This window comes from Amycolatopsis sp. NPDC058340 (assembly GCF_042723975.1).
Lineage (GTDB): Bacteria > Actinomycetota > Actinomycetes > Mycobacteriales > Pseudonocardiaceae > Amycolatopsis.
The window spans coordinates 1-11,302 of record NZ_JBHXIB010000014.1; the positions used below are offsets into that span (position 1 = coordinate 1).

9 protein-coding genes are annotated in these 11,302 nt (G+C 68.3%); 5 read left to right on the forward strand and 4 right to left on the reverse strand.

Translation table 11 applies throughout. The features are described 5' to 3' along the window. Nucleotides 1-74: 74 nt before the first annotated feature. From ACFWIW_RS18265 to ACFWIW_RS18280, 4 genes are all read right to left on the reverse strand, one after another. Entirely contained in the window at nucleotides 75-1,025 is a 951-nt protein-coding gene (locus ACFWIW_RS18265; RefSeq protein ID WP_378369492.1) for an NAD-dependent epimerase/dehydratase family protein, read from the reverse strand. Between the two features lie 107 nt (nucleotides 1,026-1,132). After that, a complete protein-coding gene (locus ACFWIW_RS18270) occupies nucleotides 1,133-2,107 on the reverse strand; it encodes an alpha/beta fold hydrolase (RefSeq protein WP_378369493.1) in 975 nt (324 codons plus the stop codon). 154 nt (nucleotides 2,108-2,261) lie between these two features. Next, on the reverse strand, nucleotides 2,262-3,647 hold the full coding sequence (locus ACFWIW_RS18275) for an FAD-dependent oxidoreductase (protein WP_378369494.1): 1,386 nt from the start codon (nucleotides 3,645-3,647) through the stop codon (nucleotides 2,262-2,264). 19 nt (nucleotides 3,648-3,666) lie between these two features. After that, nucleotides 3,667-5,061 carry an NAD(P)/FAD-dependent oxidoreductase gene (locus ACFWIW_RS18280; RefSeq protein WP_378369495.1) on the reverse strand — a complete coding sequence of 465 codons (1,395 nt, stop codon included), beginning with the start codon at nucleotides 5,059-5,061 and terminating at the stop codon, nucleotides 3,667-3,669. A gap of 291 nt (nucleotides 5,062-5,352) precedes the next feature. On the opposite strand from ACFWIW_RS18280, the gene ACFWIW_RS18285 reads away from it, so the two are divergent. The 5 genes from ACFWIW_RS18285 to ACFWIW_RS18305 all read left to right on the forward strand — a co-directional run bounded on the left by ACFWIW_RS18285 (nucleotide 5,353) and on the right by ACFWIW_RS18305 (nucleotide 11,153). Next, nucleotides 5,353-6,741, forward strand: coding sequence for an NAD(P)/FAD-dependent oxidoreductase (locus ACFWIW_RS18285; RefSeq protein WP_378369496.1), 1,389 nt, complete (start codon nucleotides 5,353-5,355; stop codon nucleotides 6,739-6,741). 38 nt (nucleotides 6,742-6,779) lie between these two features. Continuing rightward, nucleotides 6,780-8,045 (forward strand): NAD(P)/FAD-dependent oxidoreductase, encoded by a 1,266-nt coding sequence (locus ACFWIW_RS18290; protein ID WP_378369497.1) that lies wholly within the window; start codon nucleotides 6,780-6,782, stop codon nucleotides 8,043-8,045. A gap of 11 nt (nucleotides 8,046-8,056) precedes the next feature. Continuing rightward, nucleotides 8,057-9,457 carry a cation:proton antiporter gene (locus ACFWIW_RS18295; RefSeq protein ID WP_378369498.1) on the forward strand — a complete coding sequence of 467 codons (1,401 nt, stop codon included), beginning with the start codon at nucleotides 8,057-8,059 and terminating at the stop codon, nucleotides 9,455-9,457. Between the two features lie 76 nt (nucleotides 9,458-9,533). Next, the gene (locus tag ACFWIW_RS18300) at nucleotides 9,534-10,703 is read left to right on the forward strand and encodes an acyl-CoA dehydrogenase family protein (protein WP_378369499.1); all 1,170 of its coding nucleotides are present in this window, start codon (nucleotides 9,534-9,536) and stop codon (nucleotides 10,701-10,703) included. Between the two features lie 12 nt (nucleotides 10,704-10,715). Beyond that, nucleotides 10,716-11,153: an SgcJ/EcaC family oxidoreductase gene (locus ACFWIW_RS18305; protein WP_378369500.1), complete on the forward strand. Its 438-nt coding sequence runs from the start codon at nucleotides 10,716-10,718 to the stop codon at nucleotides 11,151-11,153. The last annotated feature ends 149 nt before the right edge of the window (nucleotides 11,154-11,302 follow it).

Below are 11,302 nucleotides of genomic sequence, written 5' to 3' on the forward strand. Positions count from 1 at the left end.
CGCCCGGGCGTCGCTAAACCAACTTTCGCGACGTTCAACGTCGCGAAAGTGGCTTTCGCGGCCTGCCTCAGGAGCTACGCCGCCCGAAGAGCGGGCCCAGGGACGTCCCAGGCGGTACCGCGGTGCTCGAGGTACCAGTCCACCGTCTTCGCCATGCCTTCTTCCAGCGTGACAAGGGATTCCGGCTCGATGCCGACCGTGAGCAGGGTCGAGACGTCGGCCGTGACCGGGGTGTTCGGCGTCTCGCCCGGCCGCATCGGCAGGTCGGTGATGCCCACCCGCGAGTGGCCGCGCTGCTCGCACAGGTCGATGACCAGCTCCGCCACCTCGCGGATGGTGACCGACTCGGCGGGCCCGATCTCGACCGTGTTCTCCAGCACCCGCCCCTCGGCGGCGGCTTCCAGGGAGGCGACCAGGGTGCGGGCGACGTCGCCGACCCACACCATGTCCGAGATCTGCCGCCCGCCGCCGTAGAGCTCCACCGGCATCCCGGACAGCGCCCGGCAGATCAGCGCCGGGGTGATCTTGCGGACCTTACCCGCGGCGAACGGCGGCGCCGCCTTCTGGCGTGGGCCGTAGGCGTTCACCGCGCGGACACAGTTCACGCGGGTGCCGCGGTCGGCGTTGAACATGCGGACGAACCGCTCGACCGTCGTCTTCGAAATCGAGTAGCTGTTATTCATCCAGTGGTTGCCGACGCAGATGTACACGCCGGGCAGGTCGTACTGGGCGACGGCCTCGAGGAAGTTCAGGCCGCCCATGACGTTGGTCTCCACCGCGGGCCGCGGATTGGTGATCGTCTCCTGGGTGCCCAGCACGGCCGCCAGGTGGATGATCCCGTCGCAATGCGCCGCGAGCTCGGTCAGCGCCGTCGCGTCGCGGATGTCGCCAAGCATGACCTCCCACGGCCCGCCGTCCCCCTCGCCACGATGATCGAACACGACCGGCGTATGCCCTCGTGCGGCGAGCTCCTCGCAGACGTATCGCCCGATGAACCCGGTGCCACCGGTAACACCAACCTTCATTTTAGCCACCTTTTCCCGATAGGCTGGGAATTCCAGGACTTTCCTTTTCGCAGAATCCCATCGGCGGCTTCGCCGGGACGCCTCCAATACTGCCTCGAAAGGCGTTTTCAGCCCAGGAATTTCGTGAGCGCGCCGATGACCTGAGCGGGCTGTTCCTCGGAAAGGTAATGCCCGGCTCCGGCGATCTTGACCACCTGCGGATCCACCGCCTTCGACGGCATCACCTGCGTGAAGTACTGGTGGTTGAACTCGCCGGCGAGGCCGAGCACCGGCATGGTCAGCTTCCCGTACGCCGAGCCCGCCGCGATGTCCTGGTTGAGCGTCCGGTACCAGCCGTTCCCGGCCCGGACGGCCTCACGCGTGTAGTAGGCCCGCGCGTAGACGCTCCGGTCGAAGTCGTTCACCGCCGACGGCACCACCGAAAGCTGATCGATCATGGTGTCCACCAGGTACCGCGAGCGGCCCGAGACGAGCTGCTCCGGCAGGCCTTGCAGCTGGTTGAACGTCCACCACCACGGCGAGAACTGGCCGGGCGCGCTGGGCAGCAGGGGCAGCTGGTAGAGGCTCTTGTCGGGCGCGACCACGTCCATCAGCGCCAGTTTCCCGACCGCCTGCGGATATTTGATCCCGTAGCTGTGCGCGACCATCGCGCCGATGTCGTGGCCGACCAGATCCGCTTTGGCGTACCCGAGCTTGGCGAGCAGCGCGTGGACGTCGGCTGCCAGCGTCTCCTTGTCGTAGCCCGCCGGGGGTTTCGACGATCCGCCCATCCCCCGCAGATCGACGGCGATCACGCGATGGTGCTCGGCCAGCGCCGGCATCACCTTGTGGAACGCCCACCAGGTCTGCGGCCAGCCGGGGAGCAGCACCACCGGGCTGCCGGAACCGCCGGCGACGTAATGCAGGCGGACGCCGTTGACGTCGGCGTAGGAGCTTTGGAATCCGCCCGGCAGGGAGCGGGCGAGCGCCGCGTCCGAATGTCTCCACCCCGTGTTCGCCGAGGCCCCCGTCGCCGTTCCCCCCAGCAGTACCACCGCCGCGACCGCGGCCAGCGCGGTCATGACCCTCTTGAATCTGCGCATGAATTTCTCTCCCACCACCAGGGAAATGGTCATCGACACCTCAATGATCGGGCGAACGGGCCGACTGACGCATCTCGCTTGTTGCGGAGGAAAAGAAAGAAACCTCGTGAGTGGTAAGGACGGTTAGAACCGTCCTTACCACTCACGAGGTTATTCAGGCAGCGCGCGATTCGCGGTCGGCGCGCGGCAGTTCGGTCACCGTCGCCCGCGGGGCGGGACGGCGCCGGTTGGCCCGCAGCACCTTCAGCATCAGCCCCGGTTTCATCAGCGCGGTCGGCGGATCGACCAGGCCTGCCACCCGCATGAACGCCGCCGTGACGTCCGGATCGATCGTCGCCGCGTACTGGAGCTTCGCCATGTACGCGTTGCCCATCTTGACCTTGAGCGTCCGCTTCCCTTCCGCGCCGGGGAAGTCGAGGTCGCCGCTGGTCGAGATCTCCCACGGGTTGTCGACGACCTTGCCGATCTCGCGCAGGAACCGCCGCGAGTCCGGTTCGGACCGTCGCGAAAGGTGCTCGCGCAGCGCGATGGCCTCCATCGACGCGACCGTCATGCCCTGGCCGTACACCGGGTTGAAGCTGCAGAACGCGTCACCGAGCACGAACAGCCGCTCCGGGAACCGCTTGAGCCGTTCGTAGCGTCGCCGCGAGCTCGCCGGGAACTTGAACGTCACCGGCTCGATCAGCGGCTGGGCGTCCTTCACCGCCTCGTAGATCTCCGTGGCGGGCAACGACTTCACGAAGTCGAGATAGCCGCGCGCGTCGGTCGGCGGATGGTCGCCGAGGATCCCGGTGAGCGAGAGGATGCACTCGGTTTCGTTCACCTGCCCGAAGAACGCGCCCCGCGGATGCTCGGGCGAGGCGACCGGGTTGATCGACTGCCAGCCGTCGAACATCTCCGGCCGTTTGCGGAACATCCGGGTGGTGTAGGCCAGCCCGATCTTCACGCGTTCCTCGGACGGCCGTGCGAAGCCCAGTTCCTCCAGCCACACCGGCGTCCGCGAACCGCGTCCGGAGGCATCGACGACCAGGTCGGCGCCGAGCCGTTCCTCCGCCGAACCGTCGCGCGCCTGCACGCGGACCCCGACGATCCGGTCGCCCGCCCGCGTGGCGAGCAGGCCGTGGACGTCGGTGCGTTCGCGGTAGGTGACGTTCGGCAGTGCCGCGGTGCGCTTCCGCAGATGGTGCTCCAGCACCGGGCGCAGCGCGGTGATCGACGGCAGCCCGCTGTCGGCGGGTTCGACCTGCTTCCCGTTGAAGTACCACTTCATCCGCGCGAGATCGCCGACCGGGATCCCGGAGTCCCGCAGTTCGCCGAGCAGGTCCGGGAAGAGCTCTTCGAGGATGAAATAACCGCGCGCGTGCAATCCGTGCGCGTGCCAGGTGTGCGGGGTGCCGCGCCGCGGCTTGTCCACGCCCAGCACCTCGTCGCGGTCGACGACCACGACCTCGCGATAGAACTCGGAAAGCACTCTCGCCGCCAGGGTGCCGGCGACGCTGCCGCCGATCACCACCGCGCGTTTGCCGACGGGTTCGTTCATGACCATGGCTCCTTGGTGCTCAGGCCGCGAGGTCGCCGGACGCGGGCGGGGCCTGGCCGATCGTGGCCGTGGGGGCGAGTGGGGCGGCCGTCTTGACGCGCCGCGCGGTGCGCAGCACACCGACCACCAGGCTCGGCCGCATCAGCGCGGTCGGCGGGTCGACCAGGCCGGCGGCCCGGAAGAACGCCTCGGTGAACCGGCCGTCGACGGTCGCCGCGGAGTGCAGCTTCGCCATGTAGGCGTTGCCCATCTTCACCTTCAGCGGACGCGGGCCCTCGACGCCGGGGAAGGCGAGGTCCCCACCGGCCGAAATGTCCCACGGCACGTCGATGATCGGGCTGATCTCCTTGAAGAACCGCAGCGGACGCACGCCGCCCGCGTCGAGATGCGTGCCCAGCTGGGCGGCTTCCATGGCCGCGACGGTCATGCCCTGGCCGTACACCGGGTTGAACGCGCAGACACCGTCGCCGATCACGAGCAGGCCCTCGGGGAAGCGGCGCAGCTTGTCGAACCGGCGGCGGACACTGGCCGGCACCTTGAAGCTCGCGATGTCGCTGATCGGCTTCGCGTTGCGCACGGCCTGGTAGATCTCGGGCGCGTCCAGCGTCTTGGCGAACTCCAGGAATCCCTTGGCGTCACGCGGCGGGTGGTCCCCGAGGAGGCCCGTCTGCGACAGCAGGGCCACGTTCCCCGGCAGGTTCACGAAGAACGCGCCGCGCGGGTTCGCGGGCGAGGCGACCGGGTTGATCGCCAGGTCGTCACCGAACGGATCGGTGTCCAGCTCGAACAGCCGCGAGGTGTAGGCGAGGTCGATCTTGATCTTCTCTTCGGCCGGGCGCTCGTAGCCCAGTTCCTCCAGCCACACCGACGAACGGCTGCCGCGGCCGGTGGCGTCGACGATGAGGTCGGCGAACAGCGTCTCGGGCTCCGCGTCCTCACCGGTCACACGGACACCGGTGACGCGCGAGTGGTCGCCGGTCGCGACCAGCGACTGGATCACCGTGCGCTCCCGGACCTCGACGTTCGGCAATGCGACGACGCGGCCGCGGACGTGCTCTTCGAGCTCCGGGCGGGTCGCGGACACGCTGAGCAGGCCGGATTCCTTCTGCTGCAACCGTTTCCCGTTGAAGTACCAGCGCAGGCTGCCGGACAGGTCACCACTGGGGATGCCGTCGGCGGTCAGCTCGGCCTGCAGGCCGGGGAAGAGGTCTTCGAGGATCTGCTGGCCGCGGGCGAGCAGCGCGTGCGCGTGGTGCGCCTGCGGCACGCCGCGGCGGGTGCCGGAGACGCCGACGATCGTGTCACGCTCGACGATCACGACGGAGCGGTAGCGTTCCGAAAGTACGCGGGCGGTCAGCAGGCCGGCCATACCGCCGCCGAGCACGACGGCGCGTTCGCCAAGGTATTCGCCCATCGCGGGATTCCTCCATTAGTGTTCCTGCACCGGAAATGCGGTGCGTGAGCCGGTGGATCCAGGTTTCTGCTGGCGGTGTTGCCGTATTTCCGGTGCACGACACCACGTCATCGGCCGGGCCGTAGGAGTCCGACACGGGAAGAATCGTCGTCCGCCTCCGCGCGGGAAGCGTCTCTTCGACTGCTGTTCCGGGAAAGCGTTACCGGGCAACCGGTTCTTGAGTGGATCTCCATTCCCGGTTGTTAGCGTCTGGCAAGCAATTCCGGCTGTCGGCGTAGTTGGAGAGGTGTCATGCGCGCAACGACCCAGATCCTCGTGATCGGCGGTGGACCGGCGGGCTCCACCGCGGCCGGGCTTCTGGCCAAAGAGGGCTTCGAGGTCACTCTTCTCGAGCGGGACCATTTCCCGCGCTATCACATCGGCGAATCGCTGCTGCCTTCGTGCCGCCCGATCCTGGAGCGTCTCGGGGTCTGGGACAAGATCGCCGCGGCCGGGTTCCAGCCCAAGGGCGGCGCCTACTACTTCTGGGGCCCCGAGGAATGGGAAGTGCGGTTCCGGCCGCACGGCCGCGACGGCAGCACCAGCGCGTGGCAGGTCATCCGCGCCGACTTCGACAAGATCCTCCTCGACCACGCGCGCGAGGTCGGCGTCGAGGTCACCGAGGGCATCGCGGTGAAGAAGCTCGACTTCGACGGTGACCGGCCGGTCGCGGCACACTGGGCCGAAGCCAAGAACCCGGCCAACAGCGGGCGGATCGAGTTCGACTACCTCGTCGACGCCTCCGGCCGCGGCGGCGTGATGGCCACCAAGTACCTGAAGAACCGCAAGTTCCACAACGTCTTCCGCAATGTCGCCGCCTGGTCGTACTGGAAGGACGCGAAGCAGCTCGACCGCGGGCCGAGCGGCGCGATCACCGTCGCCTCGGTCGGCGACGGCTGGTTCTGGGGAATCCCGCTGCCCGACGGCACGATGAGCGTCGGGCTGGTCACCGGAAAGGACTCCTTCAACGCCGCGCGCAACGAACTCGGCGGCGTGGACCCGGTGTACCACAAGGCGATCGGCGACTGCCCGGCGATACAGCAGCTGCTCATCGAGGCCGAGCAGGTCACCGAGGTCAAGGTCGAGCAGGACTATTCGTACGCGGCGGAACAGTTCCAGGGCCCGGGTTTCCTGCTCTCCGGCGACGCCGCCTGCTTCCTCGACCCCCTGCTGTCGACCGGTGTGCACCTGGGCACGTACAGCGCCCTGATCGGCACCGCCGCGATCAGCAGCGTGATCCGCGGCGAGATCGGCGAACGCGAGGCATGGGACTTCTACGAGGTCGTCTACCGCCGCGCCTACGAACGGTTGCTGGTGCTGGTGTCCACCTTCTACGAGAGCTACCGCGGCAAGGAGCACCACTTCTTCCGCGCGCAGCAACTGTCCGAAAAGGACTGGGAGGGGATGGACGTGCAGGCGGCGTTCGACCGGTTCGTCACCGGTATCGCCGACCTCGAGGACACCGAGGAGGTCTACCGCCGGATCCAGGGCCACCTGCTCGGCGACGAGAGCGGCAAGCACAACCCGCTGGACAACCTCAACCGGGTCCACGAGCACAAGCAGGCTCCGGAGAAGCCCGAAAAGGCGATCAACGGGCTGTACCTGAGCTACGAGCCGCATATCGGCATCCGGCGCGCGTGAGCGCCTCCACTCCTCCATCGGCCCAGGAAGGGTTTCTCATGTCAGCCACGCTCCACGGTATGCCCGAGCGGTTCGACGTCATCGTCATCGGTGGCGGCCCGGCGGGCGCGACCTGCGCCGGTCTCCTCGCGAAGGAGGGGCGCACGGTCCTGGTCCTCGAACGCGAACGCTTTCCCCGTTACCACATCGGCGAATCCCTGATCCCGGTCGGTATGCGCCCGCTGCAGGAGCTGGACCTGCTCGACCGCATGGAGGCCCGCGGCTTCGAGCGCAAGTACGGCGGCAGCCTGGTGTGGGGAAACCGGGACGTGCCTTGGAACTTCTCGTTCATGAAGGCCGCGGAAGGCACGTACGCCTACCACACGCGCCGCGCCGATCTGGACACGCTGATCCTCGACCGTGCCCGTGAACTCGGCGCGTACGTCGTGGAGGAGACGACGGTCAAGGACGTCATCCAGTCCGACACCGGCCGCGTCACCGGTGTCCGGTTCACCCTGCGCGGCTCGGCCGGTGACTACGAGGCCAGCGCCTCGCTGGTCGTCGACGCCTCCGGCCAGTCACGGGTGATCGGCCGGAAGTTCAGCGACATCACCTGGCACAACGAGCTCCGCAACGTCGCGGTCTGGACCTACTACGACAACTGCGAACGGCTGCCCGGCGACGAGTGGACCAACATCCTCATCGAGGGCACCGCGGACGGCTGGTTCTGGGGCATCCCGATCGACAAGGGCACCATGAGCGTCGGCTACGTGACCAAGTCCGATCTCGCGAACGCCGACGACAAGTCACTGGAGCAGCTCTTCCTGACCGAGCGGGACAAGACCACCCGGCTCAAGGGGCTGCTGGCCAACGCCCGTCAGCACGCCGGCTACCGGACGGCGCGGGACTGGTCCTACACCAACGAAACCTTCTACGGCGACGGCTGGGTGCTCGTCGGTGACGCGGCCGCGTTCGTCGACCCGCTGTTCTCCACCGGTGTCGCGCTGGCCACGCTGGCGGGCAGCTCACTGTCCAAAGTGGTCGACCGGATCCTCGATCACCCGGCCATCGAGGAGAAGGCACTCGACCGGTACGCCGGGAACTACCGCGCGTTCTTCGACGAGATCCGCAACTTCGTCGAGCGGTTCTACGACCGGACGAAGTACAAGGAGTACTACTACGACCTCGCGCAGGAAATCGTCGACCCGGAGCAGCTGCACGCGCCGAGCACCGACTTCGTCACGCTGATCTCCGGGCTGTCGGGCAAGCACCCGCTGTTGAAGATCAACCTCGACGATCTGGTCGCGAACGTCACCGAACCCTGAGCGGAAGGGAAATGGTGGAGAGCGAACACCGCCCCGGCCGCCGGGCGTTGATGGTCTACTTAGGACTGGTCGTGCTCCCCGTCGTGGTCGCGATCATCCTGCTGGGACAGGGCGAAGACGGCACCGGGGTGGCCGCCGCCAAGGAGGGGACCGGGCCTTCGCTGGCACAACTGCTGCTGGCGATCGCCGTCGTGGTCGGCGCCTGCAAGGTGGTGGGCTGGCTGGCCCAGCGGATCGGGCAGCCCGCGGTGATCGGCGAGATCACCGCGGGCATCCTGCTCGGCCCGTCGGTGCTCGGCGCGTTGTGGCCTTCGGGCGCGGCCGCGCTGATCCCGAAGGCGACGGTGCCGCAACTGAACGTCGTGGCGCAGCTCGGCGTGATCTTCTTCGTGTTCCTCGCCGGGCTGGAATTGAACACCCGGCTGCTGCGCGGCCGCGGACGGCTGGCGCTGGTCGTCAGTCACGTCAGCATCGCGCTGCCGTTCCTGCTCGGCGTCGGGCTCGCCATGCTGGCCTACACCCGGTTCGGGACGGGCGGCGGATTCCTGCCGTTCGCGCTCTTCTTCGGGGTGTCGATGAGCATCACGGCGTTGCCCGTGCTGGTGCGGATCCTGCACGAGATCGGGCTCTTCCGCAGCGAGATCGGCGTGGTGGCGCTGACCTGCGCGGTGATCGACGACGTGACCGCGTGGAGCCTGCTGGCGCTGGTGATCGCGCTGACCACGGCGTCCTCGCTGTTCGGGGTGGTGCTGACGGTGGTGCTCACCGCGGCGTTCGTCGCGCTGCTCGGGCTGGTCGTCCGGCCGCTGCTGCGGAAGTTCGTGGCGAGGTCGACGGCGGCGCGGCTGCAGAAGGTCGCGCCGCTGTCGGTGGTCGGGGTGCTGGTGTGCGCCATGGCGACCGAGTGGATCGGGGTGCACGCGATGTTCGGCGCGTTCGTGTTCGGCGTCGTGTTCCCCAGGGACAACCCGATGGCGACCTGGCTGCACGACAAGGCAGGCGGGCTGACGACGGCACTGATGCTGCCGTTGTTCTTCGCCTACAGCGGATTGCGCACCGACATCGGCCTGCTTTCCGGCGGCGGCGCGTGGCTCTGGTGCGGGGTGATCCTGCTCGTGGCCGTCGCGGGCAAGTTCGGCGGCTCGGCACTGGCCGCGCGGGCCGTCGGCGAGAACTGGAATCGGTCGCTGCAGGTGGGCGCGCTGATGAACTGCCGTGGCCTGACCGAACTGGTGGTGCTCAACATCGGGCTCGACCTCGGCGTGCTCTCCCCGACGCTGTTCACCATGCTGGTGCTCATGGCGCTGGTCTCGACCGCGATGGCGGCGCCGCTGGCGACCTGGTTCGCGCGCCGCGACGGCCGGAACGTGGTGGATTTCCCCGGCCGCACCTCCGAACGTGCGGCAGCCTGACGCACCGGCAAACGGGAAGACGACCCGGCGTCCGCCCGCTGCGAAGCTGGACCAGTCGACGATCTAGGAGGTCAAGGTGTCGAGCACCGATGTTCCGACGCGGGAGGAACTGGTTCGCCGCGTGGCCGAACTGGCACCCGCACTGAAGAAGCACTCGGCCTGGCAGGAACAGAACCGGCGGGTGCACGAGGAATCCATCGAAGCACTGGCCGAGGCCGGCGTCTTCAAGCTGCGCCGCCCCAAGCGGTATGGCGGCTACGAGGCCGACACCCGCACCCTGGTCGACGTCGCCACCGAGATCGGCCGGGCCGACGGCTCGACCTCCTGGGTGGCCTCGGTGTACTGGATCCCGACCTGGATGGCCTGCCAGTTCCCGGAGGCCGTGCAGGACGAGGTGTTCGCCACCCCGGACGTGCGGATCTGCGGCACGCTGAGCCCGTCCGCGATGGCCGCGCCGGTCGACGGCGGCGTCGTGGTGAACGGCAAATGGGGCTTCATCAGCGGGGCGCTGCACGCGCAGTGGCAGGAGATCATCGCGATCCTCGTGCCGCCGGAGGGCGAGCCGTATCCGATCATGGCGCTGGTGCCGATCTCGGATCTGCTGATCGTGGACGACTGGGACACCTCGGGCCTGCGCGGCACCGGCAGCGTGTCGACGGTGGCCCAGGACGTCTTCATCCCGGCGGAGCGGGTGCTCCCGCTGCCGGCGGTGCTGGAAGGACAGGGCGCGGCCTCGGCCTCGATCTACCGGGCGCCGCTGCTTCCGGTCGCGTCGGCGTCTTCGGTGGGCACGCTGGTCGGGATGGCGCGGAGCGCGCAGGACACCTTCCTGAAGCGCCTGCCGGACCGCAAGATCACTTACACCGCCTACGATTCCCAGCGCGAGGCCCCGATCACGCACCACCAGGTGGCCGAAGCGGCGTTGAAGATCGACGAGGCCGGATTCCACGCGCACCGTCTGTCCACTTTGGTCGACACGAGGACCGCGGACGGCACCCCGTGGAAACTCGAGGAACGTGCGATCGCGCGGGCCGACCTCGGCGCCGTGGTGCGCCGCGCCAAGGAAGGCATCGACATCCTCGCGTCCGCCTCGGGTGGTTCGTCGATCTACCACGGCATCCCGATCCAGCGCATCGCCCGCGACGTCGCCGCGGTCAACCTCCACGCGCTGATGCACCCCAACACCAACACCGAGCTGTACGGCCGCGTGCTCTGCGGGCTCGAGCCCAACACCCTCTACATCTAGGAGGATCCTCCGATGACCACCACCGAAACCGGCACGGCCGCCGACCAGGCGGCGATCGCGGCGCTGACCCAGAAGGTGATCGCCGCGTGGGCGTACCACGACGCCGACGCCTTCGCCGGCGTCTTCACCGAGGACGGCACGATGATCCTCCCCGGCGTGTTCAAGAAGGGCCGCGACGACATCCGGGCGTTCCTCGTCGAATCCTTCGCGGGCAACTACAAGGGCACCCAGGTCACCGGCCGCCCGCTGGAGATCCGCTTCTTCACCCCGGACTCCGGCGTCCTGATCACGCAGGGCGGCGTGCTCGGCCCCGGCGAGACCGAGGTCGCGGACTCCCAGTCGATCCGCGCCTCGTGGACGGTCGTCAAACGGGACGGCGCCTGGCAGCTGGCGTCCTATCAGAACACTCCGGCCAAGCAGCAGCTGCCGAAGCCGGGCACCGTCGCCTGACCCCTCCCCATCGGAACCCGGGCCTCCCCTCCTCAGGGCCCGGGTTCCGCCCTTTCCGGGGTTTGGAAACGGGCCGCCGGCGGGCGGCTCGGCTCGGGCGTTGCGAAAGCCACTTTCGCAACGTTGAAGGTTGCGAAAGTGGCTTTCGC

Excerpts from the sequence above, each read along its gene's own strand:
- ACFWIW_RS18265 (WP_378369492.1), bottom strand. The coding sequence starts at position 1,025 with ATGAAGGTTGGTGTTACCGGTGGCACCGGGTTCATCGGGCGATACGTC.
- ACFWIW_RS18270 (WP_378369493.1), bottom strand. The coding sequence starts at position 2,107 with ATGCGCAGATTCAAGAGGGTCATGACCGCGCTGGCCGCGGTCGCGGCG.
- ACFWIW_RS18275 (WP_378369494.1), bottom strand. The coding sequence starts at position 3,647 with ATGAACGAACCCGTCGGCAAACGCGCGGTGGTGATCGGCGGCAGCGTC.
- ACFWIW_RS18280 (WP_378369495.1), bottom strand. The coding sequence starts at position 5,061 with ATGGGCGAATACCTTGGCGAACGCGCCGTCGTGCTCGGCGGCGGTATG.
- ACFWIW_RS18285 (WP_378369496.1), top strand. The coding sequence starts at position 5,353 with ATGCGCGCAACGACCCAGATCCTCGTGATCGGCGGTGGACCGGCGGGC.
- ACFWIW_RS18290 (WP_378369497.1), top strand. The coding sequence starts at position 6,780 with ATGTCAGCCACGCTCCACGGTATGCCCGAGCGGTTCGACGTCATCGTC.
- ACFWIW_RS18295 (WP_378369498.1), top strand. The coding sequence starts at position 8,057 with ATGGTGGAGAGCGAACACCGCCCCGGCCGCCGGGCGTTGATGGTCTAC.
- ACFWIW_RS18305 (WP_378369500.1), top strand. The coding sequence starts at position 10,716 with ATGACCACCACCGAAACCGGCACGGCCGCCGACCAGGCGGCGATCGCG.